The sequence below is a fragment of the Pseudonocardia sp. Cha107L01 genome, assembly GCF_052566575.1.
The window spans coordinates 8987362-9006876 of record NZ_CP199579.1; the positions used below are offsets into that span (position 1 = coordinate 8987362).

Here is a 19515-nt window from a genome sequence, read left to right on the forward strand (position 1 = left end):
GCACCGACCGCACCGGCACCGGCACCGGCCGCACCCGAGCCGTTCGTGTCAGCACCCGACGGACCAACCTCGGTCACTCCGACACCGCGCTAATCGAGGACACCGGCGTTGTACCCGGTCATCCGCCACCGTGAGCCCGGTGGGCTCCGGCGTTGCAGGGTCACCCAGTTGGCGTTGCCCATCCCGCCCAGCGAAGTCCAGCTGGCCAGCTCCAGGCCGAGCAGCTCGCAGCTCAGCGCCGTGATCAGACCGCCGTGCGCGCACAGCAGCACAGTGCTGGGCGGGTCCGACGCGAACTCCGCGTCGAGCTCGTCGACCAGCGGCCGGGCTCGGGCTGCCACCGCCACCCGGGACTCCCCGCCGGGCGGTGACCAGGTCGGGTCGGACCGCCAGGTGGCCAGTGCGCCGGGCCAGTCGAGATCCACCTGCTCGGGGGTCAGCCCCTGCCAGTCACCGAGATGGGTCTCCCGCAGCCGCGCATCCAGCTTGACCGGCAGACCGCAGACCAGGCCGATCTCCTCGGCGGAGCGGGCCGCCCTGGACAGGTCCGAGCTGATCAGCCGCACCGGGTCGAAGCGCGCGAGGGCCGGGGCCGCTCGGCGCACCTGGCTGACTCCGAGCTCGGTGAGCTCGGAGTCCAGGTGGCCCTGCATGCGCCCCTCGGCGTTGAAGTCGGTCTCCCCGTGGCGTACGAGCACCAACCGGCGCAGCGTCACCCCGCGTACCCGTCCACTGAATCGTCCGACTCGTCGGCCAGCGGGTCCACCCTGGCCTCCGGGATGTCGATCCGGGGACAGTCCTTCCACAGCCGGTCCAGCCCGTAGAAGCCGCGCTCCTCCGAGTGCTGGATGTGCACCACGATATCCACGAAGTCGAGCAGCACCCACCGCCCCTCGCGGGCGCCCTCCCGCCGGATCGGCTTGCTGCCGGCCAGCCGCAGCCGCTCCTCGACCTCGTCCACAATGGCCTGGACCTGGCGCTCGTTGGGCGCCGAGGCGATCACGAAGCAGTCCGTGATGACCAGTTGCTCAGAGACGTCGAGCACGACGATCTCGCGGGCCTTCTTGTTTGCCGCGGCGCCGGCCGCGACCTTCGCCAGTTCCAGTGCCTGCGCGGATGCGCTCACCGCACTCCCTCCGCCAGGACGGCCGGCCAACCCGGTCCGTCCCGTCTCGTCGGTCTCCAAGGGTACTGAGCCGCTCCGGCACTGGTCCGGGCGCGGTTCGCCACGGCGCGGTCGGGTCCATTCGCGAACCCGCCCCGACCCTCGCGCGGTGAGGCGCAAGGTCCGGGGCGTGGGGTATCGACTTGGGGGGCGGCTCCTAGAGGCCGAGCCCGAGGCCGCCGAGCAGTCCGGTGACGGTGCCGAGGCCCAGGCCGTCGACGAGACCGCCGCCGCCGCCCGAGCTCGAGCCCTGGCTGTAGTCCTGGCCGCCGTCGTCGTCCGAGTCGGCGAATGCGGCGCCGGCGCCCGCAACGAGGATGCCAGCAGAGACAACTCCAGCGATGACAACGCGAACAGTGCGCGACATAGGAAGTTCCTTCCAATTGGGGAGCGGACGTGCAGACCATAGTGACGCCGAGATCTGCGAGTAAAATTGAGAGTGCCGCATTCCCTCTTTCCGGTGACACCCGATCTAGCACACAGTGAACGGTGGGGAGCTGTTTCCGCAGGAGAGACCCCGTTCGATGACCGGGCGACAACACTCTGGGCACGGTGTCGCTCACCCAGCGAAACCGCCGTCAACCTGCGAAATAACATCGTGATTCTCGCGTCCGGGCAGCCGAGATACGGCCGTGATACCCGCGTGATTGGGGTCGACCCTGCTTACACCGGTGTCATTAGGTGTCACGCGAGGCGAATTCGGCCCGGTTTTCGGATCAGCCCTGATACAGGCAGCGTTTCGAGATGTACTGGACGACCCCGTCCGGCACCAGGTACCAGACCGGCCGTCCTTCACTGACCCGGCGCCGGCACTCGGTCGACGAGATCGCCAGCGCGGGCACCTCGACCAACGTCACCGAGCCCTCCGGCAGGTGCTCGTCGCCCAGCTCGTAGCCGGGCCGGGTCACGCCGACGAAGTGCGCCAGCTCGAACAGCTCCTCGACCTTGTGCCAGGACAGGATCTGCGCCAGCGCGTCCGCGCCGGTGATGAAGAACAGCTCCGCGTTCGGGTACCGGTCCCGCAGCTCGCGCAGGGTGTCCACGGTGTAGGTGGCGCCGGGGCGCTCGATGTCCGCCCGGTCCACCGAGAACTGGGGGTTCGAGGCGGTGGCGACCACCGTCATCAGGTACCGGTCCTCGGCGGAGCTGACCGTGCGCCCGGTCTTCTGCCAGGGCTCCCCGGTCGGCACGAAGATCACCTCGTCCAGCCCGAACCGGGCACTCACCTCGCTGGCGGCAACGAGGTGTCCGTGGTGGATGGGATCGAAGGTGCCACCCATTACCCCGATGCGCTTGGGCTCGCCGCACTCCCCACTCATCGGCGCAGCGTATAGCTTCCCCGCGGGCGCGCGCCGCAGCGGGCGGCGCGGCTCACACCGCCGACACCCGACCCCCGGTAGGGGGCGACCGAGCCGCCGCTACGATCACCTGCAGCTACCTTCCCCGCTTGTCTCACCCCGTCAGTGGAACGGAGCCCGGTAAAACCTGGCCCTGATTTCGGGCACCCGCACTTAGAGTCAGCAGGCTTCGGCGGCGGCCGCTGCCGTACACCACCTGGGGGCTGGTCGTGTCACAAGTGCTGGATTCGCCGCTGCATGATTTCCGGAACTCGTTCGGTGGCCAGGTGATCACCGCCGGGGACGCCGACTACGACACCGCCCGCGCGGTGTGGAACGGAGACATCGACCGGCACCCAGCCGTGATCGCACGGTGCGCCGACACCGCCGACGTGAGCTCGGCGATCGCCTTCGCCAGGGCGCAGGGCCTGGAGATCTCGGTGCGCGGCGGCGGGCACAACTTCTCCGGCGCCGCGGTCGCGGACGGCGCCCTGATGATCGACCTCAGCCTGCTCCGCCAGGTGAGGGTCGACCCGGAGACACGGCGGGTCCGCTGCGGCGGCGGGACGACCGGCGCCGACCTGGACAGCGCGACCCAGGACCACGGGCTGGCGGTGACCATGGGGACGATCAGCCACACCGGGGTCGCCGGCCTCTCGCTCGGTGGCGGGTTCGGCTGGCTCACCAACAAGATGGGCCTGAGCTGCGACAACCTGATCTCCGCCGAGGTCGCCCTCGCCGATGGGCGGGTGGTCAGGGCGTCGGAGTCCGAGCATGCGGACCTGCTGTGGGCGCTGAAGGGCGGCGGCGGCAACTTCGGCGTGGTCACCGAGTTCGAGTTCCGGGTGGAACCGGTCGGACCGATGATCAACTTCGCCCTGCTGTTCTGGGAGACGGACCGGCGCGCCGACGCGCTGCGGGTGGCCCGCGACGCGCTGGAGAAGCTGCCGAAGAACGCCGGCGGCCTGCTCGCGGCCGGGCTGAACGCCCCGCCGGAGCCGTTCGTGCCCGAGCAGTACCACTTCGCGCCGGGCTGCGCGGTCATCATCGCCGGCTTCGGCACCGCCGAGGAGCACGCCCGCCTGGTCGACCCGCTCCGCGCGGCGCTGCCGCCGCTGTTCGAGCTGGTCTCACTCATTCCCTACGTCGGGCTGCAGCAGATGCTCGACGCGAGCGCGATCTGGGGCAGCCATGCCTACGAGAAGGCGCTGCATCTGGACGGGATGCCGGACGAGGTGATCACCACGCTGGCCGAGTACCTGCCGCGCAAGAAGTCGCCACTGTCCTTCCTGCCGATCTTCCCGCTGGGCGGCGCGTACTCCGAGGTGGACGAGGACGCCACCGCGTTCGGCGGCAGCCGCGGCGCGCGCTGGGTGCTGAACATCGGTGCGTTCTCGCCCGATCCGGCCGTGCTCGCCGAGGACCGGATCTGGGTCCGCGAGCTGTGGGAGGCGCTGCGCCCGTACGCCAGCAACTCCGGCGGCTACGTCAACTTCATGGCCGAGTACGAGGCCGACCGGGTGCGCACCGCCTACGGCCCGGCCAAGTACGAGCGACTGGCCCAGATCAAGACCTGCTACGACCCGGAGAACGTCTTCCACCTCAACGCCAACATCCAGCCCGGCTGAAGACCCGGCGCCGCGCTCACACCGGCAGCAGCGTCTCCACCACATCGGCCAGCTGGGCGACCGTGCGGCACTCGTGCATGGGCAGCAGGTCCGCGTAGCGCAGTGCGGCCGAGTCGCCGCTGCCCCACTGCTTGCGCGGCTCCGGGTTCAGCCAGTGGCTGTGCCGGGCCTGCCCGATCAGCCGCCGCAGCACGGCGAGGTTGGGATCGCGGTAGTTGGTCCTCGCGTCGCCGAGGATCAGCAGCGAGCTGCGCGGGCCGACCGCGTCCGGCCAGTGCTCCACCAGACTGGCCAGCGAGCCGCCGTAGTCGCTGTGCCCGTCGAAGGTCACGAGCTCGGCCTCCCGCAGCACCCGGCTCATCACGCTGGCCAGGTCGTTGCCCGGCGCGAACAGGTGGGTCACCTCGTCGGCGCGCTCCACGAACGCGAACACCCGCACCTTGCTGAACTGTTCGCGCAACGCCTGCACCAGCAACAGCGTGAAGTGGCTGAACCCGGCCACCGAGCCGGACACGTCGCAGAACACCACCAGCTCCGGGCGGCCGGGGCGCTTGGTGCGGTACGCCGGGCGCATCGGCACGCCGCCGGTGGACATCGACCGGCGCAGGGTGCGGCGCAGGTCCATCTGGCCGCGCTTGGCGTGCTTGCGGCGCACCGCGAGCCGGCTGGCGAGGCGGCGGGCCAGCGGGTGCACGGTGCGGCGCAGCATGGCCAGCTGATCGGCGTAGGCGGACAGGAACTCCACCTGCTCGGCCTGCTTGGGCACCGCGGTCTTCGCCACCTGGTCGCGGCCCCGGGTCTCCGCCGTGCGCCGCCGCACCTCCTCGGTGATCATCTTGCGGAACTCGGCGATGCGCTGCCGGATCTCCCGGCGCGCCACCTCCTCCGCGAAGGCCTGGTTCTGGTCGGTGTTGCCGGCCATCAGGTCGGACAGGATGCGGGCCAGCAGCGTCTCCGGGCTGAGCTGGCGCAACACCTGGTAGGCCGACCAGTTCTTCGGGCCCTGACCGCCCTGGCCCGGTCCCCCCTGCCCGGGACCGCCGCCGGCCTGACCGAGCGCGTCCACGATGGCCCTGGCCAGCTCACGCAGCGCGGCGTCGTCGCCGTCGCGCAGCAGGTCGGCGAGGATGTCGCGCAGCGCGTCCAGGTCGACCTCGCCGTCCGACGTCCACGGCACCTCCACCTCGCTCTGGCCCCGGCCCAGCGCGATCGGGAAGTACAGGTCGAACAGGGTGTCGAAGACCGCCCGCTGACCGGACCGGCGCAGCAGCGCGGCGGCCAGCCCCTCGCGCAGCTCCTCGCGCCGCAACAGGTTCAGCGCGGTGAGCACAGCGGCCGCGTCGACGGTCTCCCCGGGGCCGACCGGTACCTGGTGCGTGCGCAGCGCGCCGACGAAGTCGACCAGGTGCCCGGGCAGACCGTGCGGCGGTGGCGAGACCATGGCGCTCCTCCGTTGGCTCAGTTCAGCCGTAGCTCGGCGGCGGCCTTCTGCGCATCCGAGTGGTGCTTGAGCACGACGCCGAGGGTGGCTCGGGCGGCTTCGTCGTCCAGCGTGTCCAGGCCGAGCGCGAGCAGGGTGCGCGCCCAGTCGATCGTCTCGGCCACCGACGGCGCCTTGCGCAGCTCCAGCCCGCGCAGCACCCGGACGGTGCGCACCAGCGAGTCGGCCAGTGACTCGGGCAGCTCCGGCACCCTGGACAGCACGATCCGCCGCTCCAGGTCGGCGTCCGGGAAGTCGAGGTGCAGGAACAGGCAGCGCCGCTTCAGCGCCTCGGAGAGCTCCCGGGTGGAGTTGGAGGTGAGCAGCACGAACGGGCGCCGCTTGGCCGAGATGGTGCCCATCTCCGGGACGGTCACCTGGAAGTCGGACAGCACCTCCAGCAGCAGGCCCTCGACCTCCACGTCCGCCTTGTCCATCTCGTCGATCAGCAGCACCGTCGGCTCGTCGCGGCGGATCGCGGTGAGCAGCGGCCGGGGCAGCAGGAACTCCTCGGAGAACACGTCGTCGCGGGTCTGGTCCCAGGACTCGCGGCCCTGGCCCGAGGTGATCCGCAACAGCTGCTTGGCGTGGTTCCACTCGTACAGCGCGCGGGCCTCGTCGATGCCCTCGTAACACTGCAGCCGGACCAGGCCGGACTTGGTGCAGGCCGCGACCGCCTTGGCCAGCTCGGTCTTGCCGACACCGGCCGGTCCCTCGACGAGCAGCGGCTTGCCGAGCCGGTCAGCCAGGTACACCGTGGTCGCCGCCGCGATCGAGGCGAGGTAGCCGACCGCGGCCAGCCGCTCCATGACGTCGTCCACGGAGCCGAACAGAGGTGACTGTGGCTTGTTGGCCGGCTGATCTGCACTCACCTGTTCATCCTGCACTGTGCGCGCCGGATCGACTACCTGACAGTGTCGCCGGATACCACTCGTTTGCCTCTCAGCACCGCCGCCAGCACCCGGTACAGGGCGCTGAGCAGCACAGACCCGGTCAGCGCGATACCTAACACAGTTAGTGCATCGAGCCGGCCCTGTGCCCCGGCGACCAGTGCGCAGGCGAGCAGACCGAGGTAGCCGGCGGTCGCGAGGCGCAGCTCCGGGCTCATCGCTCCGGCGCTGCCCGCCTGGTGCTCCCGGTCGCGGGAGCGCAGCCCGGACAGCCAGGCCACCCCGGGCAGCACCGCGATGCCGTGCAACCCCACCGCATGCGCCAGCTTGAACACCCCGGCACCGTGGTACGCGGCCTGAGGGTCACCGCCGCGGACCAGCACCGTGCCGATGCCGATCATGATCGCGCCGGTCACCAGGCCGGCCAGCAGCGCGCCGAACCCCAGCCGGATACCCAGCCGCAGCTCGGGGGCCAGCAGCGGCTGCGCCCGCAGGGACTGGGCGAACAGGGCACCGAGCACCACGAACAGCACTCCCCCGCCGGCCGCCAACACCATCGTGACCCCGGTGTCGAACGGTGTCTCGAAGTTGAAGTGCGACGGCACCCGCCGCCAGGCCTGCACCGTGATCAGCGCGACCTCGGCGGTGCTGGCCACCAGGAACCCGCCGAGCAGTCCGGCCCGGAGCCGTTCGCCGATGCGCAGGAAGGAGGCCACCCAGGTCGCGCTGAGCACGGTCAGGCCGAAGGAGAGGCCGAACGTGGTCGGCTTGCGCCAGGACACCGGACCGTCCCAGGGACCCCCGACGGCCGCCTGGATGCCCAGGTGGGCCAGTCCGGAGAGCAGGAACAGCGCGGCGATGGCGTAGGCGACGCGCTCGACCGGGCGGCCCTCGGTCCAGAAAGTCCGCAGCTCACGGGCGATTTCGGTCATGCCGGGGACGTTAGGCGGGCGGCGGCTTCCGGTCGTCCTCCGTGGGGAGACACCCCGGGACCGCCCCCGGGAGTAGGTCGGTGTGCCGAGAGCCGCGACTCAGTGTGCTGAGAGCCCCGACTCGCGGACAGCTGGGGCGGGGGCCAGCTAGCCGGGGCGTACCTGGCCGTCGCCCCAGACGACCCACTTCGTGGTGGTCAGTTCGGCCAGCCCCATCGGGCCCCTGGCGTGCAGCTTCTGCGTCGAGATGCCGATCTCGGCGCCCATCCCGAACTCCTCGCCGTCGGTGAACCCGGTGGAGGCGTTCACGATGACCGCGGCGGCGTCCACCCGGGCGGTGAAGGCGTTGGCGGCGGCCAGGTCGGTGGTCACGATCGCCTCGGTGTGCTGCGAGCCGTGCTCGGCGATGTGCGCGATCGCGTCGTCGAGCGAGTCCACCACGGCGGCCGCGATGTCCAGCGAGAGGTACTCGGTGTCGAAGTCCTCGTCGGTGGCCGGCAGGCACCCCGGGGCCAGCGCGAGGAAACGCTCGTCAGCGTGCACCGTCACGCCGGCAAGGTGCAGCGAGGCCGCGATCGCCGGTACGAACTGTTCGGCCACGTCGGCGTGTACCAGCACGGTCTCGGCGGAGTTGCACACCGACGGCCGGCGGACCTTCGAGTTGAGCACGATCCGCTCGGCGACGTCCAGGTCGGCGGCGGCGTCGACGTAGACGTGGCAGTTGCCGATGCCGGTCTCGACGGTGGGCACGGTCGCGCCGAGCACCACCGACGAGATCAGCCCGGACCCGCCGCGCGGGATCACCAGGTCCACCAGGCCCCTTGCGGTGATCAGGTGGTGCACGCTCGCCCGGTCGGTGCACGGCAGCAGCTGCACCGCGTCGGCCGGCAGCCCCTCCTCGGTCAGCGCCGCGCGCAGCACCTCGACCAGCACCGTGTTGGTGTGCACCGCCGAGGACGAGCCGCGCAGCAGGGCCGCGTTGCCCGACTTGAGCGCCAGGCCGGCGGCGTCCACCGTGACGTTCGGGCGGGCCTCGTAGACCATGCCGACCACGCCCATCGGCACCCGCAGCTGGCGCAGGGACAGCCCGTTGGCGAGCGTGCTGCCCCGGACCACCTCGCCGACCGGGTCGGGCAGCGCGGCGACCTTGACCAGCCCGCCGGCGATGCCCTCGATGCGCTGCTCGTCCAGCGCCAACCGGTCGACCAGCGCGCTGGCCATGCCACTGTCGCGGGCGGCCCGGATGTCCTCCGCGTTGGCCGCCAGGATCGGCTCCGCGTTCGCCCGCAGCGCGTCGGCCAGCGCCAGCAGCGCATGGTCCTTCTCGGCGCGGCGCAGCAACGCGAGGTGGCCGGCCGCCACCCGGGCGCGGCGCGCGGCCGCGTGCACCTCCTCGCGCAGCGAGTCGACCGGCTGCGGCTCGGTGCGGGCGGACGGGGTACGAACGGCGGGGTCGGTGTCGGCGACAGTGCTCACGCTCCCACCATAAGGCCGTACCGGCGCCGCCGTCGCCCGTGTTACCGGCGGCACCACTACTGGGTGGGCGCCCGCACCCCCGGCCAGTCCAGCACCAACTGGCTGTGCGCCTTGTTCACCACCGCGCCGGGGCCCGACGGCGGCACCACCCCGGCCGGGTAGGCCCGCATCCGCAGCTCACTCGCCGTCGGCCGCCCCGCCGCCACCCACGCCCCGAGCAGCGCGGCCAGCCGCTCAGCCAGTGGCCCGCCGCCCGGCCCGTGCGGCCGCACCGCGATCGGGAACCGCCTTTCGAAGTTGATACCCGCGCCGTCCCTCGGCACCACCACCGCCATCCCGTACCGCCCGAGCAGCGCGACCGTGCCGCCGTCCATCCCGACTGGCAGTAGCGACAGCGTGCGGTCCGAGGCCGAGGCACTGACCAGCAGCCGGCACACGTCGGGCTCGTGCACGGCGAGCCAGAGGCCCAGCCCGTCCCACAGGTCGACGGCGGCCAGCCGCACCGGGCAGGGCAGCTCCGGGCCCGGATCGGCCAGCAGCGCGAGCAGCGCCCGGGTGTCCAGCTCGCGCTCGTCCCCGGTCTGCACGGCGAGCCCCTCGGCGCCGAGCGGGCGGCTGCTCTCCGGCCCGGCGCCGCTGCCGCGCAGCCGGACGAAGGCGCAGCTGCGCACCGAGACGCTGCTCAGGTACGGCGGCGGCCCCGGCAGCAGGTCCAGCGCCACCGACAGCTGGCTGCCGCGCACCGAGAGCGGCAACAGCAACCGCCCGCCCGGCGCGAGCTGTCGCCACCAGGCGGGCTGGATGTCCCAGCTGCCCACGGTGAGCACGATCCGGTCGAACGGCGCAGCCTCCGGATAACCGAGGGCGCCGTCCGTGGTGGCCAGCCCGACGCCGGTGCTGCCCGCGGCGGAGAGGTGGGCCGCCGCGCCGCGCACCAGGTCCTCGTCGATGTCCACCGCGACCACCGAACCGGTCGGGCCGACCAGCTCGGCCATCAGCGCGGCGTTGTAGCCGGTACCGGCGCCGATCTCCAGGACCCGGTCACCCGGCCGCAGCTCGAGCTGCTCGAGCATGATCGCCATCATGGACGGCTGGGACGCCGAGCTGACCGCGACGCCGTCCAGCCACTTCGTCGCGACCGCCTCGTCCTGGTAGGCCTGGGCGGGCGGCAGGTCGGGTAGGAACAGGTGCCGGGGCACCACCCGGAAGGCCCGCTGCACGGCCGGCGAGACGATCCGGCCGCCGGCCACCAGTTCAGCCACCATGGCAGCCCGCAGCTCATCCGCCCGCATCCTGATCAGTGTCAACCTTCGAGGCACCGCGGTCCAGCGCTGGACGGGGTCGACGGGCGAGGGAAACCAGCGGCGCGGACACCCTCAGGCGGCGCGGGTGGCCCGGTAGAACGTCGACCTTCCCAGCAGGCGGCCGACCAGGTTGGTCAGCTCCACGCACTCGGCGAACCCGGCGCCGAGCAGGAGCTGGGGGACGGCGTCACCGAGGTTGGGCCGCAGCCGTTCGGAGCGCAGCTGACGTCGGGCCGCGAAGCCGTCGGACGGGCTCACCCGGCCGCCGATGTCCACCAGGTACAGCGCACCGCCCGGACGCAGGACGCGCAGCGCCTCCCGAGCGGTGCGGATACGCGCCTCGCCCTCGAGGTGGTGGAGCATCAGTGCGGACAGCACGCGGTCGAAGGAGCCGTCCGGGTAGGGCAGCGCCTGGCTGTATCCCCGATCGAACCGGATGCCCAGCCCGGCGGCCTTGCCAGTGGCCCGGGCCAGCGCCCTCGGGTCCGGGTCCAGCCCGACCACCTCGGCGTCCGGCTGGCGCCGCTTGGCGAGCACCGTGAGATTGCCGGTGCCGCAGCCGATCTCCAGCACCCGCTGCTCGGCTCGCAGGTCGGCCAGCTCGACGAGCCGGCGGTGCAGCCTGGGCGAGCCCACCACCCGGCTGATCAGATCGTAGGCCGGCAGCAGTGCGTCGAGGCCCGCCGCAGGGATGTAGTCCCGCCGGTCGTCCCGGTGGCCGAGCACACCATGGCCGTGCCGCCGCTCGTTCATCTGTTTCCTCCACGTCCCGCCCCACCCAAAGGTGGACGATCTTTAGCTGTCACTGACCCATGGTTGTCCAGTAACAGCGCGCAGATGCGGTCGATCTTCGCCCATTTCCGGACTATCTTCCGCTCATGCCCGTGCGCGCCCGACTGGACCGCTACCGGGGCGGCGTCCCGGTGTACCGCTACGTCCCGGAACCCCAGACACCGCCGGTCCAGGTGCTGCGCTTCGAGCACGAGGACCCGCACCCGGGGGACCGCCCGCACATTCACGACTTCCCCGCGCTGGTCTACGTGGCGCGGGACTCGGAGCCGCCGCCGACCGTCCGCGCCGAGGCCGGCCGCAGCACAGAGCAGCCCGGCACAGCGCAGCCCGGCACAGCGCAGCCCGGCACAGAGCAGTGGTGGCCGCGAGCCGGCGATCTGTACCTGGTGGCGCCGGGAAACGTCGTCCGGCGGCCGGTGACGGCATTTCGCAGGACCGGGGCCACCGCGGTCTTCTTCGCGCCGGAGGCAGTCAGTCACGAAGGCACCCGGGTGGCGTCCTGGCGGTCGCACCCACTGCTCTTCCCGTTCCTGCACGGCACCCCCACGGGGCTGCTCCGGCTGCGGGTGCCGGCCGCTGAGCGGGCGGACTGGTCCCGGACGATCGGCGCCCTCGAGACCGAGCTCGCCGAGCACCGCGACGGCTACCGCCAGGCCGCCCTCGCGCACCTCACCCTGCTGCTGGTGAGCGTGGCGCGGCTGGCCGGGGACGTGCTCGGTGACCTGCGACGCAGCGACGAGCCGCTGCTCGCCGAGGTGTTCGGGGTGATCGAGCGACGTTACGGCGGCCCGCTCTCGCTGCGCGACGTGGCCGCCGAGGTGCGCCTCAGCGCGGGCCACCTGACCACCTCGGTGCGCCGCAAGACCGGGCGCACCGTGCAGGACTGGATCACCGAGCGGCGGATGTCCGAGGCCCGGCGGCTGCTGGTGGAGACCGACCTGCCGCTCGCTGAGGTCGGCCGCCGGGTCGGCTACCCGGACGGCGGCTACTTCGCCAGGGTGTTCCGCCGCGAGCACGGCGTAGCACCCCGTGCCTGGCGCGCGGCCCGCTGACCGGCACGCACGGGTCCTGAGCCACGGGCATACTCGTGTCCCGACACGTCAGGGAGGTGCGGGTGGCCGCGTCGGGCACCGGGTCGGGCACGGAGCGCAGGCGGGCGATGGTGTTCCTGTTCGGCGCCCGGCACTTCGTGCGCAACATCGCCGCCGGCGCACTCAAGGGCTGAGCGCTGTGTCATACCGATGAGTCACACCGAAGGGACTCCATGACGCCGCCGTACCTCGAGGACCGCTCACCCGGCTACGGCGCACTGCCGCCCCGCGCCGCGGTCAGCTCGGACGCGCGGTCGCTGTGCCTGAACGGGGACTGGCGGTTCCGACTCTCGCCGGACGCCGCCTCGGCGCCGGACGGGATCTCGGACGACGGGTTCGACGACGCGGACTGGTCGGAGTTGGCGGTCCCGTCGAACTGGCAGCTGCACGGGTACGGCGCCCCCGCCTACACCAACGTGCGCTACCCGTTCCCGGTCGAGCCGCCGTTCGTGCCGAGCGAGAACCCCACCGGGGACTACCGGCTGCGCTTCGAACTGGGGCCGCAGTGGCTGGCCGAGCCGGCGGTGCTGCGCTTCGACGGCGTCGACTCGTGCGCCCGGGTGTGGCTGAACGGCCGGGAGCTGGGCGTCACCCGGGGCAGCCGGCTGCCGGTGGAGTTCGACGTGACCTCGGTGCTGCGCGCGGGTGCGAACCTGCTGGCCGTGCGGGTCCACCAGTGGTCCTCGGGCAGCTACCTGGAGGACCAGGACATGTGGTGGCTGTCCGGGATCTTCCGAGACGTCACGCTGCTGGCCCGCCCGGCCGGCGGCATCACGGACTACTTCCTGCGCGCCGACTACGACCACTGGTCCGGCGCGGGCACGCTGCGGGTCGAGACACCGGCGGCGGCCCGGATCTCGGTGCCCGAGCTGGGCATCCGGGGCTACCCGGTCGACGCGCCGATCGAGGTCGGGGCGGTCGAGCCGTGGAGCGCGGAGGTGCCCCGGCTCTACGACGGCGAGCTGTACACCGACACCGAGCGGGTGCCGCTGCGGATCGGGTTCCGCACGGTGGCCATCGAGGGCGGCCAGCTGCGGGTGAACGGGCGGCGCATCCTGTTCAAGGGCGTCAACCGGCACGAGCACCACCCCGAGCACGGCCGGGCGGTACCCCGCGAGGTTGCCCTCCAGGACGTGCTGATGATGAAGCGGCACAACATCAACGCGGTGCGGACCAGCCACTACCCGCCGCACCCCGAGTTCCTGGAGCTGTGCGACCGGTACGGGCTGTGGGTCGTCGACGAGTGCGACCTGGAGACCCACGGCTTCGAGCTGCTCGACTGGGCCGGCAACCCCACCGACGACCCCGCGTGGGCGGACGCCTGCCTGGACCGGATGCGGCGCACCGTGGAGCGGGACAAGAACCGGCCCAGCGTGATCCTCTGGTCGCTGGGCAACGAATGCCACACCGGCGCCAACCTGGCCGCGATGGCCGAGTGGACCCGAGGGCGGGACGACACCCGGCCGGTGCACTACGAGGGCGATGCCGACTGCGCCTACGTCGACGTGCACAGCCGGATGTACGCCGACCACAACGAGGTCGACCGGATCGGGCGCCGCGACGACGAGAACACCCGCCGCCGCGAGCTGCCGTTCATCCTGTGCGAGTACGCGCACGCCATGGGCACCGGTCCCGGCGGGCTGCTGGAGTACCGCGAGCTGTTCGAGCGCTACCCGAACTGCCAGGGCGGCTTCGTCTGGGAGTGGATCGACCACGGCATCGCCCGCCGGGACGCCGCCGGGCGGGCCTACTTCGGCTACGGCGGTGACTTCGGCGAACCGCTGCACGACGGCAACTTCTGCGCCGACGGGCTGGTCTTCCCGGACCGCACCCCGTCGCCGGGGCTGCTCGAGCTGGCCAAGGTGCACGAGCCGGTGCGGATCACCGCCTCCCCCGAGGGGATCCGGCTGGCGAACCACTACGACTTCGCCACGCTCGCGCACCTGGCCTTCCACTGGACGCTGGAGGAGCAGGGCGTCGAGGTGACCAAGGGCACGCTGGACGTCCCGGACGTGCCCCCTGGGGCGGCGGTCGAACTGGCGTTGCCCGAGCTGGCGACGACCCACGGGGAGACCTGGCTGACCGTGTGGGCGGTGCTGGCCGAGGACACCCCGTGGGCCGCCGCCGGGCATGCCGTGGCGTGGGGCCAGGTCCCGATCGTGCCGGGGGCCGAGGTGCCCCCGGCGATCGTGCCGGGGGCCGAGGTGCCCCCGCCGACCGGGACGGCGGTCACCCGCTCCCCCGGCGGACTGGAGCTCGGCATCGCCGGGTTCGACCCGCGCACCGGGCTCCTCACCGACCTGGCCGGCCACCGGGTGCGCGGGCCCCGCCTTGAGCTGTGGCGGGCGCCCACCGACAACGACCGGGGCGGGCCGCACCCGGAGGACGCGGCGTGGCGGGCGGTCGGGCTGCACCGCGCGCAACACCGGGTGATCAGCGTGCACGCCGACCGGACCGAGCTGGTGGTGCGCACCCGGGTAGCCCCGGCGGCGGTGGGCTTCGGCTTGCTGGCCAACTACCGGTGGACCGCGAGCGGGGACGCGGTGCGGCTGCGCCTCGACGTCGAGCCGGACGGGGAATGGCCGGTCACCCTGCCCCGACTGGGGCTCGGTATGGCGGTCCCCGGGGAGTTCGACCGTGTCGCGTGGTTCGGCGGCGGGCCCGGCGAGGCGTACCCGGACAGCCGGCAGGCCGCCCGCATCAGCCGGTTCAGCAGCCGGGTCGACGACCTGCAGACGCCGCAGGTGTTCCCGCAGGAGAACGGCACCCGCATCGACGTCCGCTGGGCCCGGCTGACCTCGGCCACCGGGGCCGGCCTGCGCATCGACGGCTCGCCGCCGTTCGGGCTGGCCGCCCGGCGGTGGACCGCGGCCGACCTGGACGCCGCCACCCACACCGTCGACCTGCGCCCCGGCGAACCGGTCGAGCTGAGCCTGGACCTGGCCCAGCACGGGCTGGGCACCGCCTCCTGCGGCCCCGGCGTGCTCCCCCACTATGAACTGCGCGCCCACCCGGCCAGCCTCACACTGGTCTTCTCAGTGCTGGCCTGACCCGGCGGCACGGCGATCTACGCCGACCCCGCCGACCACCCGTTCTGCACCTTCGTGGTCAACAGGGTTACTGACTGCTGAACGCGGCGTCGAAGGCGGCCGAGGGTGGGTCGAAGGCCAGCCGGCGGACGAACTCCAACGCCTCCGGGGCGCCGACCAGCCGATCCATGCCGGCGTCCTCCCACTCCACCGAGATCGGCCCGTCGTAGCCGATGGTGTTGAGCATCCGGAAGCAGGCCTCCCACGGCACGTCGCCGTGTCCGGTGGACACGAAGTCCCAGCCCCGCCGGGGGTCCGCCCAGGGCAGGTGCGAGCCCATCCGGCCGTTGCGCCCGTTGCCGGTCTGCCGCTTCGCGTCCTTGCAGTCCACGTGGTAGATCCGGTCCCGGAAGTCCCACAGGAACCCCACCGGGTCCAGGTCCTGCCAGACGAAGTGGCTGGGATCCCAGTTCAGCCCGAACGCCGGGCGGTGTTCGACGGCGGCCAGCGCGGCGGTTGTCGTCCAGTAGTCGTAGGCGATCTCGGAGGGGTGCACCTCGTGCGCGAACCGCACCCCGACCTCGTCGAACACGTCCAGGATCGGGTTCCACCGGTCGGCGAAGTCACGGTAGCCGTCCGCGATCATCGACTCCGGCACCGGCGGGAACATCGCCACCGTCTTCCAGATCTTCGAGCCGGTGAAGCCGACGACGGTGCGCACGCCCAGTGCGGCGGCCGCCCTCGCGGTCACCTTCATCGCCTCGGCGGCCCGCTGCCGCACGCCCTCCGGCTCGCCGTCGCCCCAGACCCGCGCCGGCAGGATGCCCCGGTGCCGCTCGTCGATCAGGTCGTCACACACCGCCTGGCCGGTCAGGTGGTTGGAGATGGCGTGGACCTGCAGCCCGTACTTGTCCAGCACGTCGAGCCGCCCGCGCAGGTAGCCGTCGTCCTCCAGCGCCGCCCACGGGTCGAAGTGGTCGCCCCAGCAAGCGATCTCCAGGCCGTCGTAGCCCCAGCCGGCGGCCAGCCGGGCCACCTCCTCGAACGGCAGGTCGGCCCACTGGCCGGTGAACAGGGTGATCGGTCGGGCCATGCTCGGTGTTCCCCCTCAGTCGGTGATGGGCTGCCAGGACCCGGAGTTGGCGGCGGAACGCTGCACCGCGTCCAGCACGAGCTGCACCCGTAGACCGTCGGCGAAGGACGGGACCGGGTCGCGGTCGGCGGCGATGTCGTTCACCAGATCGACGGCCTGGTGGGTGAAGGTGTGCTCGTAGCCCAACAGGTGCCCGGGCGGCCACCAGGCGCCGATGTACGGGTGGCTCGGCTCGGTGACCAGGATGCGCCGGAACCCCGCGGTGTCGGCGTCCTCGGTGCCGTCGTAGAACTGCAGCTCGTTGAGCGACTCCAGGTCGAAGGCGAGCGAGCCACGGCTGCCGTTGAGCTCGATGCGCAGTGCGTTCTTCCGGCCGGTGGCGAACCGGGTGGCCTCGAAGGTGGCCAGCGCGCCGCCGGCGAACCGGCCGAGCCACAGCGCCGCGTCGTCCACCGTCACCGTCCCCCGGCCGGCACCCGGCGCGGAACCGGACAGCCCGCCGGCAGCCACCGAGGCCGGCAGCGGGCGTTCCCGGACGAAGGTCTCGGTGAGTGCGCTGACCCCGGTCAGCAGGTCGCCGGTGAGGTACTGGGCCAGGTCCACGATGTGCGCGCCGATGTCGCCGAGCGCACCGGACCCGGCCGCCTCCCGGCGCAGCCGCCAGACCAGCGGGAACTCCGGGTCGACGATCCAGTCCTGCAGGTAGGCGGCACGGACGTGGCGCACCTCGCCGATGCGGCCGTGCTGCACCAGCCGCCGGGCCAGTGCCAGCGCCGGCACCCGCCGGTAGCTGAACCCGACCATGCTGCGCACCCCGCGGTCAGCGGCCCGCGCCGCGGCGGCCACCATCGCCCGCGCCTCGTCGACCGTGTTGGCCAGCGGTTTCTCACACAGCACGTGCTTGCCGGCGTCCAGCGCGGCGATCGCGATGTCGGCGTGCGTGTCGCCCGGCGAGCAGATGTCCACCAGGCCGACGTCGTCGCGGGCGAGCAGCGCCTTCCAGTCGGTCTCCACCGAGCGCCAGCCCATCCGGTCGGCGGCGGCCGCCGCCTCGGCAGCGGACCGCCCGCACAACGCGGCCAGCTCCGGGGCCAGCGGGAGCTCGAAGAACCGGCCGGCGGTGCGCCAGGCATGCGAGTGCGCGGCGCCCATGAAGGCGTAGCCGACCATGCCGATACCGAGCGTTCCCCCCACCACCGGCATCAGGAGTCGAACCCGAGCGGCAGGTAGTCGGCGACGTTCTCCTTGGTCACCGTGGCCGAGGCCAGCGTGATCGAGGCCGGCACCTCCTTCTCCACCAGGTCGCCCATCCCCCGGCGCTGCGCCACCAGCCGGGCCAGCGCGATCGCCGAGGAGGCCATCGTCGGGCTGTAGGTGACCGTCGCCTTGAGCACCGAGTTGTCCGCCTGGATCGCCCGCATCGCGTTGTTCGACCCGGCACCGCCGACCATGAAGAACTCGCCCCGGCCGGACTGCTGGATCGCGGCGAGCACCCCGATGCCCTGGTCGTCGTCCTGGTTCCACAGCGCGTCCAGCCGGGGCGCCGCCTGCAGCAGGTTCGCCGCCACCCGCTGCCCGCCCGCCGCGGTGAAGTCGGCGGCCTGCCGGGGGCCGACCTTGAAACCGAAGCTGGCCAGCGCGTCCCTGAAGCCCTTGCTGCGGGCCTGCGTCAGCGGCAGGCTGTCGATGCCGGCGAGCTCACCGATCACCGGGTTGGCCACCCCGGCCGCCTTGAGCCGGGTGCCGATGTAGTTGCCGGCGCTGACCCCCATGCCGTAGTTGTCCCCGCCGATCCAGGTCCGGTAGGCCAGCGGCGAGTCGAAAACCCGGTCCAGGTTGATCACCGGGATGCCGGCTGCCATCGCCCGGCGGCCCAGCGCGGTGAGCTGACTGCCGTCGTTGGGCAGGATCACCAGCGCGTCGACCTTCTTGTTGATCAAGGTCTCGACGGCGCCGATCTGCTGGGTGATGTCGTTGGTCGGGTTCACCGCCTCGAACGTGACGTCGGTGTACCGGCCGGCCTGGGCCTGCGCGTTCTTCGCGATGGCGGCGATCCAGCCATGGTCGGCGGCCGGCGCGGAGAACCCGATGGTCACCGCGCGGCCGGGCGCCGCGTTGGCCCCGGCCGGGGGTGCCGAGCCCGCTCCCGGGCCGGCGGCCGGCGCCGCGTTGCTGGTGCACGCGGTCAGCGCCGCCCCGGCGCCGACCCCGAGCGCGCCGGTCAGGAACCCCCGCCGCCGCATTCCGCTAGTGGTAATCACGGATCCTCCTTCGTCAGACCCGTGAGTGGCGAGTGGTCCTACCGGACCACTCGCCACTCACGGGGTGGTGCGTTGCGCGCGGGACTGGAAGAGCACGGCGGCGACGATGATCGCGCCCTTGGCGATGTTCTGGACCTCGCTCGCCAGGTTGTTCAGGACGAACAGGTTGGTGATCGTGGTGAACACCAGCACCCCGAGGATCGAGCCGATGAGGGTGCCCCGCCCGCCGGACAGCAGGGTGCCGCCGATGATCACCGCGGCGATCGCATCCAGCTCGTAGAGGGTGCCGTGGGTGCTGGACCCGGTGGTGGTCAACGACGTGATCATGATCGCCGCGATGCCGCAGCACAGCCCGGAGACCACGTAGAGCAGCACCGTGTGCCGCCGCACGTCGAGCCCGGCCAGCCGGGCGGCCTCCGGGTTGCCGCCGATGGCGAAGGTGCGGCGGCCGAACGTGGTGCGGTTGAGCAGTACCCAGCCGAGGGCGACGACCAGCGCGAACAGGTAGACCAGCAGCGGGATGCCCAGCCACCTGGTGCTGGCGATGGCGGCGATGCCGGGGTCGGTGACGATCTGGCTGCGCTTGCCGGAGATCTGCTCGGCCAACCCCTGCGCGGAGATCAGCATCGCCAGCGTGACGATGAACGGGACGATCCGGCCGTAGGCGATGAGCACCCCGTTGACCAGCCCGGCGCCGGCGCCGACGGCCAGCGCGCAGATCACCATCACCACCGGCCCGTAGGACTGGGTGGCCACCGTGGTGGACCACACCGAGGCGAGCGCCATCACCTTGCCGACGGACAGGTCGATGCCGCCGCCGATGATCACCATGGTGACCCCGACGGTGAGTACCCCGATGATGGACGCCGAGGTCATGATGATCAGCAAGTTGGCCGTGGTCGCGAAGGTGTCGGCGGTGGCGACGCCGATCACGCAGAGCACGGCCAGCACGGCGACCAGGCCGAGGTTGCGCCCCACCCCGGAGTCCATGAGCCGGGCCAGGTCCGGGCGCCGCCGGCCGGGTGCGGCTCCCGAGG

The 19515-nt window shown here is 72.3% G+C and carries 17 protein-coding genes; 3 read left to right on the top strand and 14 right to left on the bottom strand.

What is annotated here, in order from left to right:
• Positions 1-89: 89 nt before the first annotated feature.
• From ACTXG6_RS42350 to nadD, 4 genes are all read right to left on the bottom strand, one after another.
• Positions 90-716, bottom strand: a complete 627-nt coding sequence (locus ACTXG6_RS42350; protein ID WP_445184936.1) for a histidine phosphatase family protein — start codon at positions 714-716, stop codon at positions 90-92.
• Positions 713-1126, bottom strand: a complete 414-nt coding sequence (gene rsfS / locus ACTXG6_RS42355; RefSeq protein WP_445184937.1) for a ribosome silencing factor — start codon at positions 1124-1126, stop codon at positions 713-715. The genes ACTXG6_RS42350 and rsfS overlap by 4 nt, the downstream gene beginning before the upstream one ends.
• A gap of 196 nt (positions 1127-1322) precedes the next feature.
• Positions 1323-1532, bottom strand: a complete 210-nt coding sequence (locus ACTXG6_RS42360) for a hypothetical protein (protein ID WP_445184938.1) — start codon at positions 1530-1532, stop codon at positions 1323-1325.
• Positions 1533-1881: 349 nt separating this feature from the next.
• Positions 1882-2484: a nicotinate-nucleotide adenylyltransferase gene (gene nadD / locus ACTXG6_RS42365; RefSeq protein ID WP_445184939.1), complete on the bottom strand. Its 603-nt coding sequence runs from the start codon at positions 2482-2484 to the stop codon at positions 1882-1884.
• Positions 2485-2732: 248 nt separating this feature from the next.
• Between nadD and ACTXG6_RS42370 the strand changes: the two genes are divergently transcribed.
• Positions 2733-4130, top strand: a complete 1398-nt coding sequence (locus ACTXG6_RS42370; protein WP_445184940.1) for an FAD-binding oxidoreductase — start codon at positions 2733-2735, stop codon at positions 4128-4130.
• A 16-nt stretch (positions 4131-4146) separates the two neighbouring features.
• On the opposite strand, the gene ACTXG6_RS42375 is transcribed toward ACTXG6_RS42370, so the two are convergent.
• From ACTXG6_RS42375 to ACTXG6_RS42400, 6 genes are all read right to left on the bottom strand, one after another.
• Positions 4147-5571 (bottom strand): vWA domain-containing protein, encoded by a 1425-nt coding sequence (locus ACTXG6_RS42375; RefSeq protein WP_445184941.1) that lies wholly within the window; start codon positions 5569-5571, stop codon positions 4147-4149.
• Between the two features lie 17 nt (positions 5572-5588).
• Complete coding sequence (locus ACTXG6_RS42380; RefSeq protein WP_445190271.1) at positions 5589-6419, bottom strand: AAA family ATPase; 831 nt, start codon at positions 6417-6419, stop codon at positions 5589-5591.
• 95 nt (positions 6420-6514) lie between these two features.
• Positions 6515-7432 carry a hypothetical protein gene (locus tag ACTXG6_RS42385; RefSeq protein WP_445184942.1) on the bottom strand — a complete coding sequence of 306 codons (918 nt, stop codon included), beginning with the start codon at positions 7430-7432 and terminating at the stop codon, positions 6515-6517.
• Positions 7433-7579: 147 nt separating this feature from the next.
• Positions 7580-8908 (bottom strand): glutamate-5-semialdehyde dehydrogenase, encoded by a 1329-nt coding sequence (locus tag ACTXG6_RS42390; RefSeq protein WP_445184943.1) that lies wholly within the window; start codon positions 8906-8908, stop codon positions 7580-7582.
• 56 nt (positions 8909-8964) lie between these two features.
• Positions 8965-10200, bottom strand: a complete 1236-nt coding sequence (gene fxlM / locus ACTXG6_RS42395) for a methyltransferase, FxLD system (protein WP_445184944.1) — start codon at positions 10198-10200, stop codon at positions 8965-8967.
• Positions 10201-10284: 84 nt separating this feature from the next.
• Positions 10285-10965, bottom strand: coding sequence for a class I SAM-dependent methyltransferase (locus tag ACTXG6_RS42400; protein ID WP_445184945.1), 681 nt, complete (start codon positions 10963-10965; stop codon positions 10285-10287).
• Positions 10966-11090: 125 nt separating this feature from the next.
• Between ACTXG6_RS42400 and ACTXG6_RS42405 the strand changes: the two genes are divergently transcribed.
• Entirely contained in the window at positions 11091-12056 is a 966-nt protein-coding gene (locus ACTXG6_RS42405; RefSeq protein ID WP_445184946.1) for a helix-turn-helix transcriptional regulator, read from the top strand.
• A 212-nt stretch (positions 12057-12268) separates the two neighbouring features.
• On the top strand, positions 12269-15145 hold the full coding sequence (locus tag ACTXG6_RS42410) for a glycoside hydrolase family 2 TIM barrel-domain containing protein (RefSeq protein ID WP_445184947.1): 2877 nt from the start codon (positions 12269-12271) through the stop codon (positions 15143-15145).
• Between the two features lie 67 nt (positions 15146-15212).
• Here ACTXG6_RS42410 and ACTXG6_RS42415 read toward each other — a convergent pair whose 3' ends face one another.
• From ACTXG6_RS42415 to ACTXG6_RS42430, 4 genes are read right to left on the bottom strand one after another with little or no spacing between them, the layout of a single operon-like run.
• Entirely contained in the window at positions 15213-16217 is a 1005-nt protein-coding gene (locus ACTXG6_RS42415) for a sugar phosphate isomerase/epimerase family protein (RefSeq protein WP_445184948.1), read from the bottom strand.
• Positions 16218-16232: 15 nt separating this feature from the next.
• Complete coding sequence (locus tag ACTXG6_RS42420) at positions 16233-17420, bottom strand: Gfo/Idh/MocA family protein (RefSeq protein ID WP_445184949.1); 1188 nt, start codon at positions 17418-17420, stop codon at positions 16233-16235.
• Positions 17420-18475, bottom strand: coding sequence for a substrate-binding domain-containing protein (locus ACTXG6_RS42425; protein WP_445190272.1), 1056 nt, complete (start codon positions 18473-18475; stop codon positions 17420-17422). Before ACTXG6_RS42425 ends, ACTXG6_RS42420 begins: the two co-directional genes overlap by 1 nt.
• A 60-nt stretch (positions 18476-18535) precedes the next feature.
• Entirely contained in the window at positions 18536-19468 is a 933-nt protein-coding gene (locus ACTXG6_RS42430; RefSeq protein ID WP_445190273.1) for an ABC transporter permease, read from the bottom strand.
• Between the last annotated feature and the right edge of the window lie 47 nt (positions 19469-19515).